The organism is Bacillus sp. FSL M8-0063 (genome assembly GCF_038005545.1).
GTDB classification, from domain to species: Bacteria; Bacillota; Bacilli; order Bacillales; family Bacillaceae_G; genus Bacillus_A; species Bacillus_A wiedmannii.
The window spans coordinates 3717953-3742148 of the sequence record NZ_JBBOTJ010000001.1 but is presented as its reverse complement, the minus strand read 5'-3'; the positions used below and the strand labels follow the sequence as shown (position 1 = coordinate 3742148).

The window sequence follows — 24196 nt, the reverse complement described above, 5'->3', positions numbered from 1 at the left end:
AGATATTTAATATTAAGGAGTTTTAAGCATATGAAAAAGGTACTCCTCGTAAACGGTCCTAACCTAAATCGCCTCGGTGTCAGAGAGGTAAATGTATATGGAAAGGGCACGCTAGCGACACTTGAAGCAGATATGAAGCAAGAAGCAGAAACAATGGGAGTGGAGTTAGAATGTTTCCAATCGAATCATGAAGGTGCGATTATCGATCGTATTCATGAGGCGGAAGATATATATGAAGGGATCATTTTAAATCCTGGAGCATTTACGCATTATAGCTATGCGATTCGAGATGCAATTGCGAGCATTTCGATTCCTGTTATTGAAGTACATATTTCTAACATTCATCAGCGTGAGTCGTTCCGTCATGAATCTGTGACGGCAGCTGTTTGTGCGGGACAAATTGTTGGATTTGGTTTTTATGGCTATAAGTTAGCGTTATTTGCATTAATGGAGAAATTGAGGGAGGCATAAAGTAATGGAGAAAATCGAAAGAGTAAGAAGCGCATTTGATGAGGCTGGTATTGACGGTATTTTGTTAACAAATGAACATAGTCGTAGATATATGGCAAACTTCACAGGAACAGCTGGTGTTGTACTGATTTCGAAAAAACGTGCTCAATTTATTACAGATTTCCGCTATGTAGAGCAGGCTAGTAAACAAGCGGTTGGATACGAGATTGTACAGCATGCAGGATTAATCATTGATGAAGTTGCAAAGCAAGTGAAGGAACTGGGAATTCAAAAGCTTGGCTTTGAGCAAGATACTCTTACATATAGTTCTTATTCAACACATAAAGAAGCGATCGATGCTGAATTTATCCCAACTTCTGGGCTTGTAGAAAAGTTACGCTTGATAAAGACTGATTCAGAGATTAAGATATTAAAGGAAGCTGCACAGATTGCAGATGCTGCCTTTGAACATATTCTATCATTCATTCGCCCGGGAGTATCTGAAATTGAAGTGTCAAATGAACTTGAATTTTTCATGAGAAAACAAGGAGCAACATCTTCTTCGTTTGATATTATCGTTGCTTCAGGTCTTCGTTCGGCATTACCGCACGGCGTGGCATCTGAAAAAGTGATAGAAACAGGAGATTTCGTTACATTAGACTTCGGCGCTTATTATAAAGGATATTGCTCTGATATTACTCGTACGATTGCAGTTGGTGAACCATCTGATAAATTAAAAGAAATTTATAATATCGTTTTAGAAGCACAACTACGTGGTGTGAACGGTATTAAAGCTGGTTTAACAGGCCGTGAAGCGGATGCGTTAACGCGCGATTACATAACTGAAAAAGGATATGGTGAATACTTCGGACACTCTACTGGTCATGGAATTGGTCTTGAAATCCATGAAGCACCAGGTTTAGCGTTCCGTTCTGATACAGTACTTGAACCAGGAATGGCTGTAACAGTAGAACCAGGTATTTATATTCCAGGTATTGGCGGCGTACGTATTGAAGATGATATCATTGTAACAAGTGAAGGTAATGAAGTAATTACGAAATCACCAAAAGAACTTATTATTTTGTAATATACAGGAGGATTTTTTTACATGATTTCAGTAAACGATTTTCGTACAGGTTTAACAATTTCAGTGGACAATGCCCTTTGGCAAGTAATGGATTTCCAACACGTAAAGCCAGGTAAAGGTGCTGCATTCGTTCGCTCTAAACTACGTAACCTTCGCACAGGATCTGTTCAAGAGAAAACATTCCGTGCAGGTGAAAAAGTAGAAAAAGCACACATCGAAAACCGTCGTATGCAATACTTATACGCGAGCGGTGAGTCTCACGTATTTATGGATAACGGAACTTACGAGCAAATCGAACTTGGTGAAAACCAAATCGAGCGCGAACTTAAATTCCTAAAAGAAAACATGGAAGTATCTATTATGACATACCAAGATGAAGTACTTGGTGTTGAACTTCCGAACACAGTTGAATTAAAAGTGTCAGAAACAGAGCCTGGTATTAAAGGTGATACAGCTTCTAACGTAACAAAACCAGCTACATTAGAAACTGGTCTTGTTGTACAAGTACCAATTTTCATTAACGAAGGCGAAATGCTTATCATCAACACTGGTGAAGGTAAATACGTTTCTCGTGCATAGTAGAAAAGCACTCGTGATGATCACGAGTGCTTTTTTTATAGGAAATAGGGTAGGTAGTAAATAGCGGTGATAATAAAACTAACTAAAACAAGTGAAAGAGTACCCGCCATATATGGAGTGAAAACGATTTGAAATGGTTTTATTTCGCCAGTCTCAACACCAGTTAATGTTTTACTTATTGCGTGATCCGTAATGTTGTTTCTATGATTACTCATAATAATTAGCCATGTAATTGCAAATATCGCTAAGCTACCAAGGAAAAAGGTCTCCATAAATGACCAACCGACTATTATTGAAAAAAGATAAATAAGAGCTAATTCTACTACGACTGTTAAACTAATTTTTACTACCTTCATATTTTTCCTTCTCCTTTTGTAGGTCTAGCCAATTTAGAAATTTTTCACGTGACACGACATGTAGTACACAAGAAGATTTTACTTCATTCTCTAAGGTAGAATGTTCACCAGGGAATCTATCTTCCACATGCAATGAAATATAAGGCAGTTTTTCTTGTGCTTTTAACGAGCGGACATTATTCGTTTTAGCGCCAGCAAATACGTAGGAAAGTTGTAAGTCCAAAAAAGCAATTTTAAAGATTTCTTTTTTAGCAGCCTCATTATATCCTTTTCCCCAGTATTGATAGCCGAGCCAACTACCAATATGAGATTGTTTCTTCTCAAAATTAATATGTTTAAGTGTGGTGAGACCAATTATTTCGTTTTCTTCATTTACAATCATTCTCGATAAAGATCTCTTTTGGCGCTCTTCTTCTATTGCGAAAAGAAGAAATGCTTTCGTGTCTTCGATCTTTTCTACTGTTATTCCTAATGCATTTTTTACGTGTGGATCACTTGATAGCTTAAAAATCACATTTGCATAGCGTAAATCGAGTGGTACTAAAGTAACGTGTTGCATCGTCTATACCCCTTTTAAATTAAATATACCATAAAAAATTAATATTAAGATTTAATAAAATCGTTAGAGAAAAGTTGTGTTTTTAATTCTGAAATAGACAACCCCTGCATATGGTTGTACAAATATATTCTTTTTTGGAATGTAGCACTAGTAACCGTTATGGGAGAAGGTGGGAGAATGAAACAATGGCTAGCGGCAATGGAAACATCCGTGCTTGTAATGGGGTTACTTCGGTTGTTTTCGGGTAGCGCGGAAATATTCGCCGCTTTGCTTATGCTTTATGTGAATGATGCGAAAAAAGCATTGTTTATAAATGGTATGTTGGCGTTTGTTGGACCGACCGTATTAATTTTAACAATGACAATAGGCATAGCGAGTGTGGCAAGTGAGATTTCTTTCTTGAAACTCTTTTTTCTAGCGCTTGGAATTGGCTGCATTTTTATCGCGTTGTTGAAATAGTAAGTCGAGTATAGTGGGGAGAAGCTGATGAAAGAAGTATTAGAAGTTTTACCGAAAACGATGAAGCAGCTAGTGGAAAGGTGTAAGCAATACAATGCTCTAGAGGAAATTCGTGTTCGAATTGGAAGACCGCTAGAATGTATTGCTCATGGCGAAGTGTTTTTTTATGACTATATCGTTACAGCAGAGGATGCCATTTACTTATTGAATAAGTTAAGTCAATTCTCAATTTATACGATGGAAGAGGAATTAAAACGTGGGTATGTGACACTTCGAGGAGGACATAGAATCGGCTTAGCTGGAAAAGTCATTACAGAAAAAAGCGCAGTGAAAATGATTCGAGATGTCTCTTCCTTTAATATTCGTATCGCTCGTCAAAAAATAGGAATTGCTGAACCACTTTTGCCGTATTTGTATGAGTCAAGATGGTTAAACACGATGGTAATTGGCCCACCGCAAACGGGGAAAACAACACTTTTAAGAGATGTAGCACGTTGTATGAGTCAAGGTGTAAGTGCTTCGAAAATACCTTCTTGTAAAGTCGGGATTGTTGATGAGCGGTCAGAAATTGCAGGTTGCGTGAAAGGCATCCCGCAATATGACTTTGGAGCGCGAGTAGATGTGTTAGACGCATGTCCAAAAGCTGAAGGAATGATGATGATGATTCGTTCTATGAGTCCAGATGTTTTGATTGTAGATGAAATCGGACGTAAAGAAGATAGTGAAGCAATTATGGAGGCCGTGCATGCAGGGGTTCAGCTTTTTATAAGTGCACATGGATTTTCTTATGATGATGTTGTGAAACGTCCATCACTAAAAGCGGTGCTGGAGCTCGGCATATTTGATAGGTTTGTGGAGCTATCAAAAGCAAGAGGGCCAGGAACAGTTATGCAAGTAAAAGATAAATATGGAAAATCGGTATTACCTCATAGAAAGGCTGAGGGCGTATGGTAAAAATATTTGGTGCAGTGTTAATCGTTGCGGTCAGCACCTTTTTCGGGTTTTCATACGCTAAAAGATACAGTGAGAGACCAAGGCAACTTAGATTATTAAAAGCGGCACTTCAATCATTAGAGGCAGAAATTATGTATGGGCATACACCTTTATCTGAAGCCGCTGAGCGATTAGTGAAACAAATGCCGAAGCCGTTAAATTGGATATTTCAAAGTTTCGCTAGAAGGCTAGAAAGTGGAGACCAAACAGTAAGAGAAGCTTGGATAGATAGTTTGAAAGAAAATTGGAAGCTAACAGCATTTCAACAAACTGAGTACGAGATTTTGCAGCAATTTGGCGAAACGCTCGGACAGCATGATCGTGAATCACAACAAAAACATATTCGCTTATGCATTACACATTTAGAGAGAGAAGAAGAAGAAGCGAAAGCATTACAACTGCAATACGAAAAAATGATCAAGAGCTTAGGGGTACTAGCGGGGCTACTTATCGTAATTTTACTGCTATAGGAGGGAGAAAGGCGATGTCCATTGATGTTGGATTAATATTTCAAATCGCCGGAATCGGCATTGTTTTAGCTTTTATTCATACCGTACTAAAAGAATTAAAGCGAGAGGATATTGCAAATTGGGTTATCCTTGTCGGTTTTGTCGTTATTTTATTTCATGTGGCATTTTTAATTAATACGCTATTCGACAAGATTAAGAGTGTCTTTCTCTTCCAGTAAAGGAGGCGGTTCGAATCGAAATTATACAAATTGTCGGATTAGGCCTCGTTGCTACGTTTTTAGCGGCTGTATTAAATCAGCATAAATCTAGCATTACGTCGTTATTTATTGTGTTCGTAGGTAGCGTGATGTTTCTTATTTTAATTGATCAAATTCACTCTATTTTACAAATGATTGAGAGAGTAGCGAGTGAAGCGAAAGTTAGCAACGTATATGTAGAAACGCTGCTAAAAATTATTGGGATTGCTTATATTGCTGAGTTTGGAGCACAAATTACAAAAGATGCAGGGCAGGGTGCAATCGCTTCAAAAATTGAATTAGCTGGAAAAATCTTAATTTTAGTAATGGCGATTCCTATTTTGACGGTTGTCATTGAAACTATTCTCGGATTTTTACCGACGGGATAAGGGGGAGTGAATGTTGAGGGGGTTTGGAGCTAAGCTGCTATTTGCTTGCTTCCTTTTCTTTTCTTTACCGGTTGTTGTACAAGCTTCTCCTGTAGAAACAAACGTCGTTGATCAACAATTGGATAAGCTCGGAATTGAAGATGTGAAGCAATTTTGGGACGGGCTTGTTACAAAATATGGAGGTTATTTACCAGAGAGTCAAAAAGGTAGTTTTATGGAGTTTGTAAAGGGAGAAAAAGAAATTTCTATAAAAGAGTGGATGCTAGGTTTATTAAAGTATTTATTTCACGAGCTTGTTGCAAATGGGAAGCTGCTGGGAACGCTCATTATGCTTACAATTTTTAGTGCATTGTTGCAATCACTGCAATCTGCATTTTCAAAGAGTAGTGTAAGTAAAATTGCGGATGCAGTTGTATATATGGTACTTATTATTTTCGCTTTAAATAGTTTTTATGTCGTCATGACATATGCAAGAGAAACGATACAAACAATGGTAGATTTCATATTAGCGCTATTGCCAATCTTGCTTGCACTCATAGCAACTGGAGGTGGTGTTGTATCTGTATCGTTTTTTCATCCGATTATCATCTTCTTAATGAACACGAGCGGGCTTTTGATGAATTATATCGTTCTACCACTTTTATTACTTGCAACGATATTAAGTATTGTAAGTACGATGAGTGATCAATATAAAGTTACGAAATTGTCCAAGCTTCTGCAAAACGTTAGCGTTGGGATTATCGGTATTTTTTTAACGATTTTTTTAGGGGTATTATCTGTACAAGGAACAGCGACAGCTGTTGCTGATGGAATCGCTGTGAAAACTGCTAAATTTGTAACAGGGAACTTTATTCCCGTAGTAGGAAGAATGTTTACAGAGGCGGCGGATACTGTTATTAGTGCATCGGGATTATTAAAAAACACAGTCGGAATTATTGGACTCGTCATTCTATGTTTAATTGTCGCTTTTCCAGCGATTCAAATTTTTTGTATCGCGTTTATTTATAAATTCGCAGCAGCAGTATTACAGCCAGTTGGCAGCGGAGCAATTATTCAATGTTTAGATATTATCGGACGAAGCATCATTTATGTATTTGCTTGCTTAGCTATCGTATCATTTATGTTCTTTTTAAGTATCACAATTATTATTGCTGCGGGGAACATTACACTTATGATGCGGTAGGAGGTGAAGGGTATGCAATTTGTTACAGAGTGGATTAGAAATATTATCGTTTTTTTACTCTTAGCGACAATGCTTCATCTTATTCTTCCAAATTCAAATTTGCAAAAGTACGTTAAATTCGTTGTAAGTCTATTATTAGTTGTTTTAATCTTAACGCCCCTTTTTAAACTACTGCAAACAGATGTGAATGAAGTAATCGCAAATTTTAATGAAGAGAAGTACGTAGCAGAAGGATCTGTAAAAAATTCAATAGATTCGAAGAAAAAAGAAATACAAGCTCTAACACGTGCATATAGTTTAGAAGAGATGGCTACCAAAATGAAAAAAGAAGTAGGAAAAGAATTCGAGAAAAAGTATGGTATGACAGTCTCTGAAATACAAATAGTCGCAGCGGAAAGTACAGCGGAAGTAAAGTCAGCAAAAGATATTCAAACTGTTGTTGTGACGTTGAAAGAAAAAGAACGTAGTAAAAATGATGCAATCGAAACAGTAAAACCAGTTGAAATTAACACGAAGGAACCTCCGAAAAAAGTAGAAGAAACGAATGTAGAAATGAAAGATTTCTTTTCAAGCAGGTGGCAACTAGAGAATAAACAAATCCAAGTTCAAATGGAAGGGAGGACAGGTAGAGTAAATGGACAATAAAGATAAAAATTCGAAGTTCTCATTTTTTCGAAACTTATTGAATGGGGATGAAAAAGAAAGCAATGAGAAGGGAAAAAAGATAACACCTAAGTTTTTACTTGTCCTACTCATACTTGGGATTTTGCTTATGTTTTCTAGTAGTCTTTTTTCAAGTAAAAAAGAAGAAGTACCTGTATTTAAAGAACAAAAAACGCAAAACCAAGAAAAAGACGTACCAACTTTTGGACAAAAAAATAATGATAGTATGTCAAATGTAGAAAAGTATGAAAAAGCGTATGAACAAGAATTAAAAGCAGCCTTAGAAGAAATAGCGGGAGTAAAAAATGTAACGATTAAAGTAAATTTAGATTCATCAGAAGAAAAAATATTAGAGAAAAATACAGTGAAACGTTCACAAACAACAGGTGAAACAGATAAGACAGGTGGTAAGAGGGAAGTAGAAGATGAGTCCCTTGATGAAAAGACAGTCATTATACGTGAAGGTGATAAAGAAACTCCTGTTGTTTTACGAACAGAGAAACCGAAAGTACGAGGTGTTCTTGTCGTAGCAAAAGGAGTGGATAATATACAAGTTAAAGCGATGGTAAAAGAAGCTGTCATACGGCTGCTAGATGTACCAGCCCATCGCGTTTCAGTTTCACCGAAAAATTGATAGGGAGGAAATAAAGTGTTAAAAAAACAAACGGTTTGGCTATTAACGATGTTAAGTTTAGTTGTTGTACTATCTGTTTATTACGTAACAACTCCTGACAAAATGAATACAGCATCGCCGGCAACAGGTGAAAAGATTGGACAAGAAAAACAAGGTACTGATAAAGCAGTAACAAATGAAGCACCTAAAGAAACGCCAAAAAAAGAAAATACAAGCAAGGAAACATCAAATAAAGAAACAGACAAAAAAGAGAGTGCTAACAAAGAAACAAGTAAAAAAGATGCTAACGTAACAGTTCAATCAAGTGATGAAAATTTCACAGCACTACGTATGCAAATGGAAGATCAGCTAAGTGAACAAAAATCAAGATTACAAGAAGTTATGAATTCAGCAAAATCTTCAGCAACAGAAAAGAGTAAAGCGAAAGATAATTTTGATGCAATTACTACAATGGAAACGAAGCAAGAATTACTTGAGACAGTGATTAAGTCTCAAGGAGGATATAAAGATGCCCTTGTAAGAGCTGATGGAACTGATATTAGAGTAACTGTGAAAGCAGCAAAGCATTCACAAAAAGAAGCGAATAAAATTATACAGCTTGTAAGAAGTGAAGGCGGATCAAAAGATGTAGGTGTGAAATTTGATCCACCGACAAAATAAAAACTAATAATCCGCGGGGGAATCCCCTGCGGATTATTAGTTTTTACGAATCGGATTGTTTGAAAATAATTATAGAAAAAAGCTATCATTTTCGATAGCTTTTTTCTGTTTCGTCTTTGTAGTTGTTTTTATTATGTTCAACTCGGAATGGAGAAATACGTTGTGAGTAAAAGATTAGCGGTTCATGGTAACGATGATTACTTTTTCCGGATTTGACGTGGATGAAGAGAACGAATGCCCAGACCATTACGGCAGGTAAGAAGAGAATGAGCCATATCATATGTCCACACCTCGATACGATATATTTTCTACACTTTGAACATACTATTCTTATATGAAGGAATGATGAACGGTGTGTAAACAAAAAAATAATATTTGGTAAAAATATGTTGTTGACTATAGATGAGGTGAAGAGTGGAGCGGTAATGATCTGTTTATTGTGTAGCATTGTGAAAAAAGTAAGGAATGTTTTTTAGAAGTGGTCTTGCCAATTTCGTGTGAAACTTGGTATTATTACTAGGTAATAATTTTTTATTGGAATAATATTTTTACAGGAGTTTCGATTTATTATAAAGAAATATAAATTGGAATGTTTAAAAAATTTATCGTAAGATGGAAATAGCAACTATTTCTATTAGTAAATGAAATGCATTTTCTAATAGAGTACATCGTATTTTTACAGTCAATCTAGTTTTAGTGACGAGAATCTGTAAAAACGGGACAAACAAGAGTATGGGAGTGGATTTTACATGTTTAAAATTCAAGAAGTTCGTGAATTAATTAAATTAATTGATAGCTCTAATATTGATGAATTTGAATACAAAAAAGATGGTACGACAATCAAAATGAAAAAGCGTGGTAATGAAGTTGTTGCGGTGCAAGCACCTGTAGCAAAACAAGTCGTACAACCAGTAGCACCTGTTGAAGTTGAAACAACAGTAGCGGCAGCACAAGTGGAAGTACCAAAACAAGAAGAGAAAAAAGCGGTTCAAAATGAAAACCTACATAAAATTACATCACCAATGGTAGGTACATTCTATTCTTCATCTTCGCCTGATACACCTGCATATGTAAGTGTAGGAGACAGAGTATCAAAAGATTCTATCGTATGCATTGTCGAGGCTATGAAGTTATTTAACGAAATCGATGCAGATGTAGATGGTGAAATTGTTGAGATTCTTGTTAATAATGGACAGCTTGTTGAGTATGGACAACCGCTATTTCTTGTAAAAGCGTAATAAGGGAGTCTTTGTGATGATAAAAAAAGTATTAATAGCCAATCGTGGGGAAATTGCTGTACGAATTATTCGTGCTTGTAAAGAAATGGATATTGAAACGGTCGCAATTTATTCAGAAGCAGATAAAGAGTCACTTCACGTACAAATTGCTGATGAGGCGTATTGTGTAGGGCCAACGATTTCGAAAGAAAGCTATTTAAATTTGACGAATATTATTAGTGTTGCGAAGTTAACAGGCTGCGACGCTATTCATCCAGGATACGGATTTTTAGCAGAGAATGCAGATTTTGCAGAGCTATGCCGTGAATGTAACTTAATTTTTATCGGTCCAAGTCCAGAAGCTATTTCAAAGATGGGCACAAAAGACGTTGCTCGTGATACAATGAAAGAAGCAGGGGTTCCGATTGTACCAGGTTCACAAGGGATTATTAAAAATACCGAAGAAGCGATCGAGCTTGCTAATCAAATTGGATATCCAGTTATTATTAAAGCGACTGCAGGTGGCGGCGGAAAAGGTATTCGTGTTGCACGCCATGAAGAAGAGCTTGTAAAAGGAATTCAAATTACACAGCAAGAAGCTAGTACCGCTTTTGGGAACCCTGGTGTATACTTAGAAAAGTACGTTGAAGATTTCCGCCATGTTGAGATTCAAATAATGGCAGATACACATGGAAATGCCATTCATTTAGGAGAGCGTGATTGTACAATTCAGCGCCGCTTGCAAAAACTACTAGAAGAAAGTCCATCACCTGCACTTGATGAAAATGTTCGTAAGCAGATGGGTGATGCGGCAGTTAAAGCGGCGGTAGCGGTTGATTATACAGGTGCTGGTACGGTTGAGTTTATTTATGAATATAGAACGAAAAGCTTTTATTTCATGGAGATGAATACGAGAATTCAAGTTGAGCATCCAGTTACAGAAATGGTAACAGGGATGGATTTAATTAAAGAACAAATTCGTGTTGCTTCTGGAGAAAAGTTATCGTTACAGCAAGAAGAAGTACAATTTAATGGTTGGGCAATTGAATGCCGAATTAATGCGGAAAACCCTGCCAAAAAATTTATGCCATCTCCAGGTAAAGTAGAAATGTACTTGCCACCAGGCGGATTTGGTATTCGCGTCGATTCAGCTGTATATCCGGGATATTCAATCCCACCTTTCTATGATTCGATGGTTGCTAAATTAATTGTTCACGGAAAAACACGTGAAGAGGCAATTGCAAAAATGAAGCGTGCACTCAGTGAGTTTGTCATTGAAGGCGTACATACAACAATCCCGTTCCATTTGCAATTGCTAGATCATCCTGATTTTGTAAAAGGTGAGTTTAATACGAAATTTTTGGAAGAGCATGAACTTGTGACGCAGTGATACATTAAAGGAGGTTTTTTTCATGGCTGAACATATGTTAGATATGGGTCAAGATACAACTCTTGGTAAAGTAGAAATTGCACCAGAAGTAATTGAAGTAATCGCAGGTATTGCAGCTGCTGAAGTAGAAGGTGTAGCGGCAATGCGTGGTAATTTTGCTACAGATGTTGTTGAGAAGTTAGGTAAGAAAAATCATGGTAAAGGTGTAAAGGTTGAATTAGCAAACGAAGATATTATCGTTGACCTTTATGTTGTAATGTATTTTGGCGTAGCAATTCCAGTTGTTGCACAAAAGATTCAAGACAACATTCGTCAGGCACTCTTTACAATGACAGGGCTTGAGCCAAAAGAAGTGAATGTTCACATCGTTGGCGTAACATTCGAAACACAAAAAACAGAAATCGAACCAGTGTAAGAATGAAAAGGTGCCTAGTAACATAGGCACCTTTTTTATCGTTTCATTTCTTCACAAATTAAAACCCTCTAATTATTATACTATTTCAAAAAATAAGAAATCAAAAAGAAGATGTTTCGTTTTTCCAAAAAACGTACATTGTGATAAGATATGGAACTTGAAGTTAATCTTTTTATTATTTTTCAGCCTTGTAACCCGTGTGTGAAACGATAAATTGTGTTATTATCATTGTATTATAAGGTTGGAAAATCAATGAAAACTGTAAGAGTAAGTGAATTGACGGCTTATAAATTATAATAATATAACAAAGCATAAGGAAAGACTTGAAGCATAAAGGAGAGTTACAATGAAACGTAGGACGGCTAGAGAAAGAGCTATGCAAGCATTATACCAAATGGATATTACAGGTGAATTAGAACCGAAAGTAGCGGTGGAAAACACGCTAGATGAAGGTGAAGAAACAAATGAGTTTCTAGAATCACTTGTAGTAGGTTTTGTAGAAAATAAAGAAGTAATTGATGAAGCGATTCGTCAAAACTTAAAAAAATGGAAGCTGGAGCGTATTAGTATTGTTGATCGCAGTATTTTACGTGTAGCTGTGTATGAAATGAAATACATGGAAGAAATTCCACACAACGTAACAATTAACGAAGCGATTGAAATTGCTAAAACATTTGGGGATGAGGAATCTCGTCGTTTTATTAACGGCGTTTTATCTAATATAAAAGATACACTGTAATTTCTTTAAGGGGGAATCTTAAAATGGTAGCAGTAATCATCAAAGGAAATGAAGTTGCGGAGAAAAAACGAGCACAATTAACAGAAGAAGTTGTGAAGTTGAAAGAGCAAGGGATTGTACCAGGATTAGCAGTTATTCTAGTTGGAGAAGATCCAGCATCTCGTTCTTATGTAAAAGGAAAAGAAAAGGGCTGTGAACAAGTAGGAATCTATTCAGAGCTAATTGAACTTCCTGAAACAATTACTGAGGAGCGTTTGCTTGCTGAAATCGATCGCTTAAATGGCGATGACCGTATTAATGGCATTTTAGTGCAATTACCTTTACCAAAACATATTGAAGAAAAAGCTATCATTGAAAGAATTTCACCAGAAAAAGATGTAGATGGATTTCACCCAATCAGCGTGGGACGTATGATGACGGGACAAGATACATTCCTTCCATGTACACCGCACGGTATTGTAGAATTAGTAAAAGAAACAAATCTTGATATCTCGGGAAAACATGTTGTAGTAATTGGAAGAAGTAATATTGTCGGCAAGCCAGTGGGGCAATTGTTCTTAAATGAAAATGCAACTGTCACATATTGTCATTCTAAAACGCAAAATATGAAAGAGTTAACGAAGTTAGCTGATATTTTAATCGTAGCTGTTGGACGACCTAAAATGGTAACAGCTGATTATATTAAAGAAGGAGCGGTTGTAATCGACGTTGGTGTGAACCGTTTAGAAACAGGTAAACTTTGTGGTGATGTTGATTTTGACAACGTGTTAGATGTTGCAGGTTACATTACACCTGTGCCAAGGGGTGTTGGTCCAATGACGATCACAATGCTTCTTCATAATACTGTTGAATCTGCTAAGCGTGTAGGTGTCGTTTGTAAATAATTTGAGTCGGCTATGAGGAGAGAGAAATGGAAAAACAATATTTAACCGTTACAGCGTTAACACGCTATATAAAAACAAAAATAGAATATGATCCGCATTTGCAGTCTGTTTGGTTAAAAGGTGAAATTTCCAACTTTAAAAATCATAGTCGTGGCCACATGTACTTTACATTGAAAGATGAAAATGCAAGAATCGCAGCGGTTATGTTTGCGGGTCATAATCGTAATATTAAATTCAGACCTGAAAATGGGATGAAGGTACTTGTGAAAGGGAAAATTTCCGTTTACGAGGCGAGTGGTTCTTATCAAATTTATATTCAAGACATGCAGCCTGACGGAGTCGGAAACCTGCATTTAGCTTACGAACAATTAAAGGTTCGTTTAGAGGAAGAAGGTTTGTTTTCTCAAGTTTATAAAAAAACAATTCCTCCTTATGCTAAAACAATAGGTGTGATTACGTCGCCAACAGGGGCAGCGATTCGTGATGTTATAACAACGATTAAACGTCGTTATCCAATTGGAAATGTTATTGTGTTTCCGGTACTTGTACAGGGGGAGTCAGCAGCTCCCTCAATTGTACAAGCGATTCGTACAGCGAATGAAATGGGAGAGATAGATGTCCTAATCGTTGGGCGAGGGGGAGGCTCTATTGAAGAGTTATGGGCTTTCAATGAAGAAATGGTAGCAAGGGCAATCTTTAAGAGTGAGATCCCTATTATTTCGGCAGTAGGCCATGAAACGGACTTTACAATTGCGGATTTTGTTGCCGATTTACGTGCGCCAACACCGACTGCAGCAGCTGAGCTGGCAGCGCCTAACATTATAGAGTTACAAGAAAAGGTATTACAAAGAACTCTAAGATTGCAAAGAGCAATGAGAGAGTTAGTACATAAAAAAGAAGAAAAACTACAAGTATTGCAAAAATCTTATGCGTTCCGTTATCCAAGACAAGTATATGAGCAAAAAGAAGAGCAATTAGATAGAGCGTTAGAACAGCTTGTTTTAGCGAAAGAGCGCTATATTGATAAAAAGGTAAATCAGTTAAAACAGCTTTCATTTTATTTAGAGAAGCACCACCCAGCTCAAAAAATTATGCAAACGAAGGTAGCGGTTGAAACATTGCAAAAGCAATTGCAACGTGAAATGCAAACATTACTTCAGACGAAAGAATTTGCTTTTGTAAGAGCTGCTCAAAAACTTGAAGCGTTAAGTCCGCTTAAAGTAATGATGAGAGGGTACGGGCTTGTATATGATGAAGAGAAGCAAGTGTTAAAAAGTGTGAAAGATGTCAGCCTTGGAGATGCTGTTTCAGTTCAATTACAAGATGGAATACTAGATTGTAGCGTATCAGGCATAGAGGAGCGTGAATTGAATAATGGAAAATAAATTAAGCTTTGAAGAGGCAATTTCGCAACTTGAGCACCTCGTTTCTAAGCTAGAGCAAGGTGACGTACCTTTAGAAGAAGCAATTTCTTATTTTAAAGAGGGTATGGAATTATCTAAGCTTTGTGATGAGAAGTTGAAGAACGTACAAGAACAAATGGCAGTTATTCTTGGGGAAGATGGAGAGCTTGAACCGTTTACTGCTTTAGGAGATGAAGCATAGTGACTATTGCTTTTGATACTTTTTTGAAAGAAAGTAAAACTTTCGTAGAAGAGAAGCTTGTAAGCTATGCAAATGAATTACAATGTCCAAATGTACTTCGTGAAGCGATGGCATATTCTTTGGAGGCAGGTGGAAAGCGTCTCCGCCCGTTACTTTTATTTGCGACATTACAAGCGTTTGGTAAAGAAAGAAATCTTGGAATAGGTGCAGCTTGTGCTCTTGAAATGATACATACATACTCGTTAGTTCATGATGATTTACCTTGTATGGATGATGATGATTTAAGAAGAGGTAAGCCCACAAATCATAAAGTATTTGGTGAAGCGATGGCAGTTTTAGCAGGCGATGGTTTGTTGACGTATGCTTTTCAAATTATTATGGCATATGAACAAAAGGAAATCTCTGCTGAAAAAAAAGTAAGACTTGTACTTGAGCTTGCAAAAGCGGCAGGACCAGAAGGAATGGTTGGCGGACAGGTGGCAGATATGGAAGCTGAAGGGAAACAGCTTACGATGGATGAGTTGGAGTATATTCATAAGCATAAGACTGGGAAACTACTTGAATTCGCTGTGCTTGCAGGATCGATACTTTCTGATGCCACAGAAGAACAAGAAGAAAAGTTACTTGCGTTTGCAAAATATATCGGCCTAGCTTTCCAAATTCGAGATGATATTTTAGATGTGGAAGGAACCGAAGAAGAGATTGGAAAACCAATTGGTAGTGATGTTTCCAACGAAAAGAGCACATATACGACGTTATTTACTGTAGATAGAGCAAAGGATATTTTAGAAGAAACAATTGCAAAAGCAAAAGGTGCTATTGGTTCCTTGCAATTACAAGATGAATATTTACTATCTATTTGCGATTTGATTGCAAAACGTAATAACTAATATAACAGCGTTTCCATTTGTTGAGTCATTCATCATTTTATGATATAAATGTAGGAAAAGGTTTTTCTTTTCTTGTTATTGGCAAAAATATATGTAGATTACATTGCCGTTATCACTTCGTGTTAGCGGCTATTTTTTTCATCGCCTAAAGAAATATGGTTTATAATGGGATTAGGGCGCAATAGACTGGTTAATTGCAGGACAAGGTGAAAAATAAAAAAAGATAATTTCTTGTTTTGTGTAAATGTTTTTTATAATATTTGACATGTTGACAGATTATGAAATGAAAGTGAGTGATCCATGTGGATCTAACGCAAATTCAAAACCCTAGTTTTTTGAAAGATATGTCTATCGGTGAACTAGAGGGATTGAGTGAGGATATTCGTAAGTTTTTAATTGAAGAGCTCTCTCAAACAGGTGGACATATTGCACCTAATTTAGGTGTAGTAGAACTCACAATTGCTCTGCATAAATTATTTGATAGTCCGAAAGATAAATTTTTATGGGACGTAGGACATCAATCCTATGTACATAAAATTTTAACAGGACGTGCAAAGGAATTCGGTACATTAAGGCAATATCAAGGTCTATGTGGTTTCCCAAAACGTTGCGAGAGTGAGCACGATGTATGGGAAACTGGCCATAGCTCGACATCATTATCTGCTGCAATGGGAATGGCTCTAGCACGTGATTTAAAGAAAACGAAAGAATATGTTATACCAATCATTGGAGATGGTGCTCTAACAGGCGGAATGGCTTTAGAGGCATTGAACCATATTGGACATGAAAAAACAGACATGATTGTTATTTTGAATGATAATGAAATGTCAATTGCACCAAACGTTGGTGCGCTTCATAATGTACTTGGACGTCTACGTACCGCAGGGAAATACCATTGGGTAAAAGATGAACTAGAGTATATATTAAAGAAAATCCCAGCAGTCGGTGGGAAAGTTGCTGCGACAGCAGAGAAAATAAAAGATAGTCTTAAATATCTACTAGTATCCGGTGTCTTTTTCGAAGAATTAGGCTTTACATATTTAGGTCCAGTTGATGGGCACGATTATGAAAAGTTATTCGAAACGTTGCAATACGCAAAGAAAACAAAAGGCCCAGTGCTTGTTCATGTTATTACGAAAAAAGGAAAAGGTTATAAACCAGCTGAGAGTGATGTTATTGGAACTTGGCATGGAACAGGACCTTATAAAATTGAATCAGGTGACTTCGTTAAACCGAAAGAGGTTGCACCAGCATGGAGTGCTGTTGTTAGTGATACAGTACTTAAGCTAGCAAGAACGGATGAGCGTATCGTTGCAATTACACCTGCAATGCCTGTTGGATCGAAACTTGAGAAATTCCAAAAAGAATTCCCGGATCGTATGATTGATGTAGGTATTGCAGAACAACATGCTACAACAATGGCAGCGGGTATGGCAACGCAAGGAATGAAGCCATTCTTAGCGATTTATTCAACATTTTTACAAAGAGCATATGACCAAGTTGTTCATGATATATGCCGCCAAAATTTAAATGTCTTCATCGGAATCGATCGCTCTGGATTAGTAGGAGCAGATGGTGAAACGCATCAAGGTGTATTTGACATCTCATTCTTACGCCACTTGCCGAATATGGTAATTATGATGCCGAAAGATGAAAATGAAGGGCAACATTTAGTATATACGGCGATGCAATATGAAGATGGACCAATCGCATTACGTTATGCGCGTGGTAATGGACTTGGTGTTCCTATGGATGAAGAATTAAAGGCGATTCCAATCGGTTCATGGGAAACGTTAAAAGAAGGTAAACAAGCGGCTATTTTAACATTTGGTACGACAATACCAATGGCAATGGAAGCAGCTGAGCGTCTTGAAAAGGCTGGAGTTTCAGTGAAAGTAGTGAACGCTCGCTTTATTAAACCGATGGATGAAGCATATTTACATGATCTCTTAGGGAAAAATATACCGATTTTAACGATTGAAGAAGCTTGCTTAATTGGTGGTTTTGGAACGGGAGTAGTTGAATTTGCGTCTGAGAACGGGTACCATAGTGCGTTAATTGAACGAATGGGTATTCCAGATCGTTTCATAGAGCACGGTAGTGTAACAAAATTATTAGAAGAAATCGGTTTAACGACAGATGCTGTTGTAGACCGTATTCATACAATGATTCCATCAAAACAAAAAAGGGCGTAACAAATGAGTGCAAAAAAAGAAAGAGTAGATGTACTATTAGTAGAGCGAGGACTTATAGAAACACGTGAGAAAGCAAAACGCGCCGTTATGGCTGGACTTGTATATGCGAATGAGATGAGACTTGATAAGCCAGGAGAGAAGATCCCACAAGATACAGAGATTACGGTGAAGGGCCAAGTTATGCCGTATGTAAGCCGTGGTGGTTATAAACTTGAAAAGGCATTAGAGACATTTCACCTGGATTTACAAGATAAAGTTATGATAGATATTGGTTCATCAACTGGTGGCTTTACAGATTGTGCGCTTCAAAACGGAGCGAAATTATCTTATGCATTAGATGTAGGATACAATCAACTTGCGTGGAAATTGCGTCAAGATGAGCGTGTTGTCGTAATGGAACGGACAAACTTCCGTTACGTGACACCAGCAGACTTAGAACGTGGTTTACCGCAATTTGCTAGTATCGATGTTTCATTTATATCATTAAAGCTTATACTGCCGGTTTTAAAAACAATGCTTATGCCTAATGGGGATGTAGCAGCGTTAATTAAACCGCAGTTTGAAGCTGGAAGAGAGCAAGTTGGGAAAAAAGGTATCGTTCGTGATCGAAAAGTACATGAGGCTGTCGTAGAAATGATTGTCGACTTTGCTATAAAAGAAGGATACGACGTAGAAGGTTTAACATTCTCACCAATTACGGGCGGGGATGGTAATATTGAATTTTTAATTCATCTGAAATGGCATGGTGAACGTGAGAATGGCGAAAATCATTCTCCAGTTTCTGTTGAGCAAGTAGTTACAGAGGCGCATGATGTCCTAAAACAAAAAGGAAAAGGGGAATAACATATGTTATTCCTCTTTTTGTTGTAATTGTATAATGATTGTAAAAACAATTGTGTACAAGCAACGAATTATAAGTTAACATAAATAAGTGAAGTATACCAATGTTTAAACTATGGTAAGAGATAGTGTGAGGTGCAAATGTATGAATAAAGGTCAGCGCCATATTAAAATCAGGGAAATTATTGCGAACAAAGAAATTGAAACACAAGATGAATTAGTTGATATTTTACGTAATGAGGGATTTAATGTAACGCAAGCAACAGTATCGCGCGATATTAAAGAACTGCACTTAGTGAAAGTGCCATTACATGATGGTCGCTATAAATATAGCTTGCCAGCAGATCAACGATTTAATCCGTTACAAAAATTAAAACGCAATCTAGTGGATTCATTTGTAAAATTAGACACGGCAGGACATATGCTTGTGCTAAAAACATTGCCTGGTAACGCTCATTCACTTGGAGCACTTATTGATCATTTAGAGTGGGATGAGATCATCGGAACCATCTGTGGTGATGATACTTGCTTAATTATTTGCCGTACACCTGAAGATACAGGTGTTGTCTCTGATCGTTTCTTAAATATGCTGTAATAAAAAAATCTTGTTTGCTTTCCTCTGTAAAGTGGAAAGTGAACAGGATTTTTTTATTGGTTAAAAATGTGAATTCTTAATTGTAATATAATATTTTCTTTGAATAAAATTAGAAAATAGGTGGATTGACCCGTAAAACGAATGTTTGGTACAATGGAGCGGTTAGAAAAGTAATTTATACATACAAACATATAGTATGACTATTTGAATGAAGAACTGAGAAAAGCCCTTAATAGGGGATTAGTTTATAACGAGGTGAATGGGGCATTGTTATCGGAATTATCGATTAGAAACTTTGCTATTATTGAGGCATTAAATATTTCTTTTCAAAAAGGGTTAACGGTTTTAAGTGGTGAAACAGGGGCCGGAAAATCGATTATTATTGATGCGATTAGTTTACTTGTAGGGGGTCGTGGTTCAGCGGAATTTGTTCGATACGGAACAGAAAAAGCTGAGATAGAAGGGCTATTTTATGTAGAAGATGATAAGCATCCGTGTATTGAAAAGGCAGAAGAGTTGGATATAGAAATAGAAGACGGCATGATTATTTTGAAGCGTGATATCGCTGCAAATGGAAAAAGTGTATGTCGTGTAAATGGGAAACTGGTCACCCTTAGTATATTAAAGGAAATTGGAAAAACACTTGTTGATATTCATGGGCAGCACGAAACACAAGATTTAATGAATGAAGAGCGTCATATGTTTATGCTTGATCATTTTGATGGAGATCGCATTGTTAAACAATTGGGTATATATCAAAATGTATACGCTGACTATGAGAAATTAAAAAAACAGTTGAAATCGTTAAGTGAAAATGAACAACAAATGGCGCATCGCTTAGATTTAATTCAATTCCAGCATGAAGAAATCAGTAAGGCGGATTTAAAGATGGATGAAGAAATTGAATTAACTGAAGAACGATTGCAAATTTCTAATTTTGAAAAAATTTACAAAGCATTAGGCGATGCATATCGCTCATTAAGCGCTGACGGACAAGGTTTAGATAATGTAAGAAGTGCAATGGGACAAATGGAGAGTATTACACATTTAGATGAAGTGTATCAAGAAAATCATGATTCAATTGCAAATAGCTACTACTTATTAGAAGAAGTTGCGTATCAACTTAGAGAAAAGCTCGATATGATGGAATATGATCCGAATCGTTTAGACGAAATTGAAACGCGTTTAAATGAAATTCGTATGCTAAAGAGAAAATATGGAAATACTGTAGAAGAGATTTTAGCGTATGCTGATAAAATTGAACAAGAAATTTTTACGATTGAAAATAAAGACGTTCATATTGAAACGACGAAGAAGCAATTAAAGGAATTAGAAAGTGTTATTCTGCAAGAAGCAACGTCCTTAAGTAATATGCGTCATGAGCTTGCAGAGCATCTTACAAATGCCATTCATCAGGAATTAAAAGAATTATATATGGAGAAAACAAAATTTGAAGTTAGAATCATGAAGAGAGAAGGAAATGCTGAAGAGCCTCTTGTTGAGGGTGCCCCGGTAAGGCTTACAGCGGATGGCTACGATCATGTGGAATTTTATATTTCAACAAATCCAGGTGAGCCGCTAAAACCACTTTCAAAGGTCGCTTCTGGCGGAGAGTTATCTCGTATTATTTTAGCTTTAAAAAGCATTTTTTCTAAGCATCAAGGTGTTGCATCTGTTATTTTTGATGAAGTGGATACTGGTGTAAGTGGTCGAGTTGCACAGGCTATTGCGGAAAAGATTTATCGAGTATCAGTAAACTCGCAAGTACTTTGTATTACGCACTTACCTCAAGTAGCTTCAATGGCGGATTCACATTTATTTATTCGAAAACAAGTAGCGAATGATCGGACAATTACATCAGTTACCGTTTTAACTATGGAGGATAAAGTAACAGAAATAGCTCGAATGATTTCTGGTGTGGAAATTACAGATTTAACGACAGAACATGCGAAAGAATTACTTACGCAAGCGCATCATTTTAAACAGACAGCAGAGGCTATCCAGTAATGGATAGCTTTTTTTCTCAAATAATGATTTCTTAATTCTTCCGGTTATAAATAAAGCACTGCAAGGAGAGATTAAAAAGTGAAGCCAAGAGGCTGAATGTGGGGTAGGAGCGAGGAGAGTGAACAAATTGAGATTAGAAAGATTTCGCAAAATAATAGGTCTTTGTCTCCTTGTTTCTTTAGTTTTTATTGGGTGTTTTAAACCGCTTCGGACGTTTATTTCATCCCCGAAGCAACTTGTTGTTTTTGAAGGACAACAATCAGAAATAGCTTCATTACCAGTTTTTCAAGCTTCATCTACAGATCGTCATGTGTTTACAGTAAGTTCCAATGAACAAAAACAAGGACTTATGGTAAATCCTCATCAAAATGGTGAAGCAGATATGGTGTTTCAGCTTGCTGGTTTTCCAGTGAAAAAAGTAAATGTGAAAGTATTGAAAGATTTTAAAGTTATTCCAGGTGGACAATCAATTGGTGTGAAGTTAAATACAAAAGGGGTACTTGTTGTAGGGCATCATTTAATTCAAACTGAAAAAGGGAAAGTCTCTCCTGGTGAAACAGCTGGTGTGCAAATTGGAGATATGATTACTGAAATTAATGGTAAAACAATTGAAAGAATGAGTGATGTAGCACCATTTATTCATAATAGTGGTGAAACAGGCGAACCGCTTAATCTTGTTTTGCTAAGAGATGGGAAACATATCCGCACTAAGTTAACACCACAAAAAGACAGTGGAGAATCGTCTTATCGAATTGGTTTATATATTCGTGATTCGGCAGCTGGAATCGGAACAATGACATTTGTTCATCCTGATTCTATGAAATATGGGGCACTTGGTCATGTCATCTCTGATAACGATACGAAAAAGCCGATTCAAGTCGAAGATGGACAAATTATGCGTTCGACAGTTACATCAATTGAAAGAGGTAGTCATGGGAATCCAGGAGAGAAATTAGCGAGGTTCTCACCAGATCGTGAAGTGATTGGTAATATTACAATAAATAGTCCATTCGGTATATTCGGGAAATTAAATACAAATATACCAAATGGCGTAATGGATAAAGCGATGCCTATTGCACTATCTCATCAAGTGAAAGAGGGACCGGCAAAAATATTAACAGTTATTGATAAAGATAAAGTGGAAGCGTTTGATATTGAAGTTGTAAGTACAGTACCGCAAAAGTTCCCAGCTACAAAAGGCATGGTAATAAAAGTAACAGACAAACGTTTATTAGCGAAAACGGGTGGTATCGTACAAGGCATGAGCGGAAGTCCAATTGTACAAAACGGGAAAGTAATTGGTGCTGTTACACATGTATTTGTAAATGATCCAACATCAGGATATGGTGTTCATATTGAATGGATGTTACATGAGGCTGGAATTAACATTTATGAGCAAGAAAGAAAAGCGAGCTAATTATTAATTAGCTCGCTTTTCTGTTGAAAAATTCGTTGAAATTTTGTAAAAGCTCCGCAAGAGGTGTTTTTTGTTGTAAAATAAAAGAAAAGGGTTGAACGTTTCGTTGTATTTCTATGATGGAATGTGTTGCGAAAGGGAATAAATGAACGATAAACATATTTTTTTGTGATTTTATCGGAAAGTAACAAACTTTAAAAGGGAATTTTCACACAATTGTCGAACAATTCATGTAGCCTAGAAGGATACACATGTCGGAGAATCGATTCGGTAAGGGAGGAAAAGCTGTGGAGAAAATTAAAGTATGTCTTGTGGATGATAATAAAGAATTAGTATCAATGTTAGAGAGTTACGTAGCTGCTCAAGATGATATGGAAGTAATTGGTACTGCTTATAATGGTCAAGAGTGTTTAAATTTATTAAATGATAAGCAGCCGGATGTACTTGTTTTAGACATTATTATGCCACATTTAGATGGTTTAGCTGTACTAGAGAAAATGCGACATATTGAAAGGCTAAGACAGCCTAGCGTAATTATGTTGACAGCATTTGGACAAGAAGATGTGACGAAAAAAGCAGTTGACTTAGGTGCTTCATATTTCATATTAAAACCATTTGATATGGAGAATTTAACGAGTCATATTCGTCAAGTGAGCGGTAAGGCGAACGCTACCATTAAACGTCCACTTCCATCTTTCCGTTCAGCAACTACAATAGATGGAAAACCGAAAAACTTAGACGCGAGCATTACGAGTATCATTCATGAAATCGGTGTGCCTGCTCATATTAAAGGGTATATGTACTTAAGGGAAGCAATCTCTATGGTGTACAATGATATCGAATTACTTGGATCTATTACGAAAGTATTGTATCCAGATATCGCGAAGAAATATAATACAACAGCAAGCCGCGTCGAGCGTGCAATCCGTCACGCAATTGAAGTAGCATGGAGTCGTGGGAATATTGATTCTATTTCGTCCTTATTCGGTTATACAGTATCCATGTCAAAAGCAAAACCTACGAATTCCGAGTTCATCGCAATGGTTGCGGATAAGCTGAGACTTGAACATAAGGCTAGCTGAGAGTAAAGATAGTAAGGGATTTAAGTTTTAGTAAAGCTTAATCATTCTTTAAATTTATACTCGATATTAAATGTAAAACCAATGAACTTTTTATTTAATGACCAATGAATTTTAGAATTCGTTGGTCTTTTTATTTGCTTTGATTTAAGGATTTTGAAGGAATGCATATGTATATAAAAAATGCAGTGAAAATAGGGTGTGC

At 36.7% G+C, this 24196-nt stretch carries 29 protein-coding genes; 26 read left to right on the top strand and 3 right to left on the bottom strand.

Translation table 11 applies throughout. The annotated features are described in order from the left end of the window. Positions 1 to 30: 30 nt before the first annotated feature. Genes aroQ through efp form a run of 3 tightly spaced genes read left to right on the top strand, consistent with a single transcriptional unit; the run spans position 31 to position 2116 of the window. A complete protein-coding gene (aroQ, locus tag MKX31_RS18980) occupies positions 31 to 471 on the top strand; it encodes a type II 3-dehydroquinate dehydratase (protein WP_000757087.1) in 441 nt (146 codons plus the stop codon). 4 nt (positions 472 to 475) lie between these two features. After that, a complete protein-coding gene (gene pepQ / locus MKX31_RS18975) occupies positions 476 to 1537 on the top strand; it encodes a Xaa-Pro dipeptidase (protein WP_064474823.1) in 1062 nt (353 codons plus the stop codon). A gap of 21 nt (positions 1538 to 1558) precedes the next feature. Then, positions 1559 to 2116 carry an elongation factor P gene (gene efp, locus MKX31_RS18970; protein WP_000626521.1) on the top strand — a complete coding sequence of 186 codons (558 nt, stop codon included), beginning with the start codon at positions 1559 to 1561 and terminating at the stop codon, positions 2114 to 2116. 35 nt (positions 2117 to 2151) lie between these two features. Here the strand turns inward: efp and MKX31_RS18965 are convergent, their stop codons facing one another. After that, positions 2152 to 2472, bottom strand: a complete 321-nt coding sequence (locus MKX31_RS18965) for a hypothetical protein (RefSeq protein ID WP_064474824.1) — start codon at positions 2470 to 2472, stop codon at positions 2152 to 2154. After that, on the bottom strand, positions 2453 to 3031 hold the full coding sequence (locus MKX31_RS18960; protein WP_088048127.1) for a GNAT family N-acetyltransferase: 579 nt from the start codon (positions 3029 to 3031) through the stop codon (positions 2453 to 2455). The genes MKX31_RS18965 and MKX31_RS18960 overlap by 20 nt, the downstream gene beginning before the upstream one ends. Positions 3032 to 3208: 177 nt before the next feature. Between MKX31_RS18960 and MKX31_RS18955 the strand changes: the two genes are divergently transcribed. Genes MKX31_RS18955 through MKX31_RS18915 form a run of 9 tightly spaced genes read left to right on the top strand, consistent with a single transcriptional unit; the run spans position 3209 to position 8718 of the window. Beyond that, positions 3209 to 3490: a YqhV family protein gene (locus MKX31_RS18955; protein ID WP_000816054.1), complete on the top strand. Its 282-nt coding sequence runs from the start codon at positions 3209 to 3211 to the stop codon at positions 3488 to 3490. A gap of 27 nt (positions 3491 to 3517) precedes the next feature. Then, entirely contained in the window at positions 3518 to 4444 is a 927-nt protein-coding gene (gene spoIIIAA / locus MKX31_RS18950; RefSeq protein WP_064474826.1) for a stage III sporulation protein AA, read from the top strand. Next, a complete protein-coding gene (gene spoIIIAB / locus MKX31_RS18945; RefSeq protein WP_000238694.1) occupies positions 4438 to 4953 on the top strand; it encodes a stage III sporulation protein SpoIIIAB in 516 nt (171 codons plus the stop codon). Before spoIIIAA ends, spoIIIAB begins: the two co-directional genes overlap by 7 nt. Positions 4954 to 4967: 14 nt before the next feature. Then, the gene (spoIIIAC, locus tag MKX31_RS18940) at positions 4968 to 5171 is read left to right on the top strand and encodes a stage III sporulation protein AC (protein ID WP_000020914.1); all 204 of its coding nucleotides are present in this window, start codon (positions 4968 to 4970) and stop codon (positions 5169 to 5171) included. 23 nt (positions 5172 to 5194) lie between these two features. Beyond that, complete coding sequence (spoIIIAD, locus tag MKX31_RS18935) at positions 5195 to 5578, top strand: stage III sporulation protein AD (protein ID WP_077393170.1); 384 nt, start codon at positions 5195 to 5197, stop codon at positions 5576 to 5578. Between the two features lie 10 nt (positions 5579 to 5588). Beyond that, a complete protein-coding gene (spoIIIAE, locus tag MKX31_RS18930) occupies positions 5589 to 6761 on the top strand; it encodes a stage III sporulation protein AE (RefSeq protein WP_000943696.1) in 1173 nt (390 codons plus the stop codon). A gap of 12 nt (positions 6762 to 6773) precedes the next feature. Further along, complete coding sequence (gene spoIIIAF / locus MKX31_RS18925; protein WP_001161039.1) at positions 6774 to 7406, top strand: stage III sporulation protein AF; 633 nt, start codon at positions 6774 to 6776, stop codon at positions 7404 to 7406. Continuing rightward, positions 7396 to 8058 carry a stage III sporulation protein AG gene (gene spoIIIAG, locus MKX31_RS18920; protein WP_000368870.1) on the top strand — a complete coding sequence of 221 codons (663 nt, stop codon included), beginning with the start codon at positions 7396 to 7398 and terminating at the stop codon, positions 8056 to 8058. The genes spoIIIAF and spoIIIAG overlap by 11 nt, the downstream gene beginning before the upstream one ends. Before the next feature lie 15 nt (positions 8059 to 8073). Next, entirely contained in the window at positions 8074 to 8718 is a 645-nt protein-coding gene (locus MKX31_RS18915; RefSeq protein ID WP_000914706.1) for a SpoIIIAH-like family protein, read from the top strand. 85 nt (positions 8719 to 8803) lie between these two features. Here MKX31_RS18915 and MKX31_RS18910 read toward each other — a convergent pair whose 3' ends face one another. Then, a complete protein-coding gene (locus MKX31_RS18910) occupies positions 8804 to 8998 on the bottom strand; it encodes a hypothetical protein (RefSeq protein WP_046957516.1) in 195 nt (64 codons plus the stop codon). Positions 8999 to 9467: 469 nt separating this feature from the next. Here MKX31_RS18910 and accB point away from each other — a divergent pair, with 469 nt between their 5' ends. The 14 genes from accB to spo0A all read left to right on the top strand — a co-directional run bounded on the left by accB (position 9468) and on the right by spo0A (position 23994). After that, complete coding sequence (gene accB / locus MKX31_RS18905) at positions 9468 to 9956, top strand: acetyl-CoA carboxylase biotin carboxyl carrier protein (RefSeq protein WP_000472874.1); 489 nt, start codon at positions 9468 to 9470, stop codon at positions 9954 to 9956. A 16-nt stretch (positions 9957 to 9972) separates the two neighbouring features. Beyond that, positions 9973 to 11325 carry an acetyl-CoA carboxylase biotin carboxylase subunit gene (gene accC / locus MKX31_RS18900; protein ID WP_000592872.1) on the top strand — a complete coding sequence of 451 codons (1353 nt, stop codon included), beginning with the start codon at positions 9973 to 9975 and terminating at the stop codon, positions 11323 to 11325. A gap of 22 nt (positions 11326 to 11347) precedes the next feature. Continuing rightward, on the top strand, positions 11348 to 11740 hold the full coding sequence (locus MKX31_RS18895) for an Asp23/Gls24 family envelope stress response protein (RefSeq protein ID WP_000807630.1): 393 nt from the start codon (positions 11348 to 11350) through the stop codon (positions 11738 to 11740). A 346-nt stretch (positions 11741 to 12086) separates the two neighbouring features. Then, on the top strand, positions 12087 to 12479 hold the full coding sequence (nusB, locus tag MKX31_RS18890; RefSeq protein WP_000830249.1) for a N utilization substance protein NusB: 393 nt from the start codon (positions 12087 to 12089) through the stop codon (positions 12477 to 12479). Between the two features lie 23 nt (positions 12480 to 12502). Continuing rightward, on the top strand, positions 12503 to 13363 hold the full coding sequence (folD, locus tag MKX31_RS18885) for a bifunctional methylenetetrahydrofolate dehydrogenase/methenyltetrahydrofolate cyclohydrolase FolD (RefSeq protein ID WP_064474827.1): 861 nt from the start codon (positions 12503 to 12505) through the stop codon (positions 13361 to 13363). Positions 13364 to 13389: 26 nt separating this feature from the next. Continuing rightward, positions 13390 to 14748: an exodeoxyribonuclease VII large subunit gene (xseA, locus tag MKX31_RS18880; RefSeq protein WP_000415269.1), complete on the top strand. Its 1359-nt coding sequence runs from the start codon at positions 13390 to 13392 to the stop codon at positions 14746 to 14748. Then, positions 14738 to 14968, top strand: coding sequence for an exodeoxyribonuclease VII small subunit (gene xseB / locus MKX31_RS18875; RefSeq protein WP_000428423.1), 231 nt, complete (start codon positions 14738 to 14740; stop codon positions 14966 to 14968). Before xseA ends, xseB begins: the two co-directional genes overlap by 11 nt. Then, positions 14968 to 15858: a (2E,6E)-farnesyl diphosphate synthase gene (ispA, locus tag MKX31_RS18870; RefSeq protein ID WP_064474828.1), complete on the top strand. Its 891-nt coding sequence runs from the start codon at positions 14968 to 14970 to the stop codon at positions 15856 to 15858. The genes xseB and ispA overlap by 1 nt, the downstream gene beginning before the upstream one ends. A 302-nt stretch (positions 15859 to 16160) precedes the next feature. Further along, positions 16161 to 18053, top strand: coding sequence for a 1-deoxy-D-xylulose-5-phosphate synthase (gene dxs / locus MKX31_RS18865; RefSeq protein ID WP_064474829.1), 1893 nt, complete (start codon positions 16161 to 16163; stop codon positions 18051 to 18053). Between the two features lie 3 nt (positions 18054 to 18056). Next, the gene (locus MKX31_RS18860) at positions 18057 to 18896 is read left to right on the top strand and encodes a TlyA family RNA methyltransferase (protein ID WP_001274751.1); all 840 of its coding nucleotides are present in this window, start codon (positions 18057 to 18059) and stop codon (positions 18894 to 18896) included. A 142-nt stretch (positions 18897 to 19038) separates the two neighbouring features. Then, complete coding sequence (argR, locus tag MKX31_RS18855) at positions 19039 to 19488, top strand: arginine repressor ArgR (RefSeq protein ID WP_001032581.1); 450 nt, start codon at positions 19039 to 19041, stop codon at positions 19486 to 19488. A 267-nt stretch (positions 19489 to 19755) separates the two neighbouring features. Next, the gene (recN, locus tag MKX31_RS18850; RefSeq protein WP_064474830.1) at positions 19756 to 21495 is read left to right on the top strand and encodes a DNA repair protein RecN; all 1740 of its coding nucleotides are present in this window, start codon (positions 19756 to 19758) and stop codon (positions 21493 to 21495) included. Positions 21496 to 21613: 118 nt separating this feature from the next. Beyond that, positions 21614 to 22912 (top strand): SpoIVB peptidase, encoded by a 1299-nt coding sequence (gene spoIVB, locus MKX31_RS18845; protein ID WP_002096319.1) that lies wholly within the window; start codon positions 21614 to 21616, stop codon positions 22910 to 22912. Between the two features lie 287 nt (positions 22913 to 23199). Further along, the gene (spo0A, locus tag MKX31_RS18840) at positions 23200 to 23994 is read left to right on the top strand and encodes a sporulation transcription factor Spo0A (RefSeq protein ID WP_033656399.1); all 795 of its coding nucleotides are present in this window, start codon (positions 23200 to 23202) and stop codon (positions 23992 to 23994) included. The last annotated feature ends 202 nt before the right edge of the window (positions 23995 to 24196 follow it).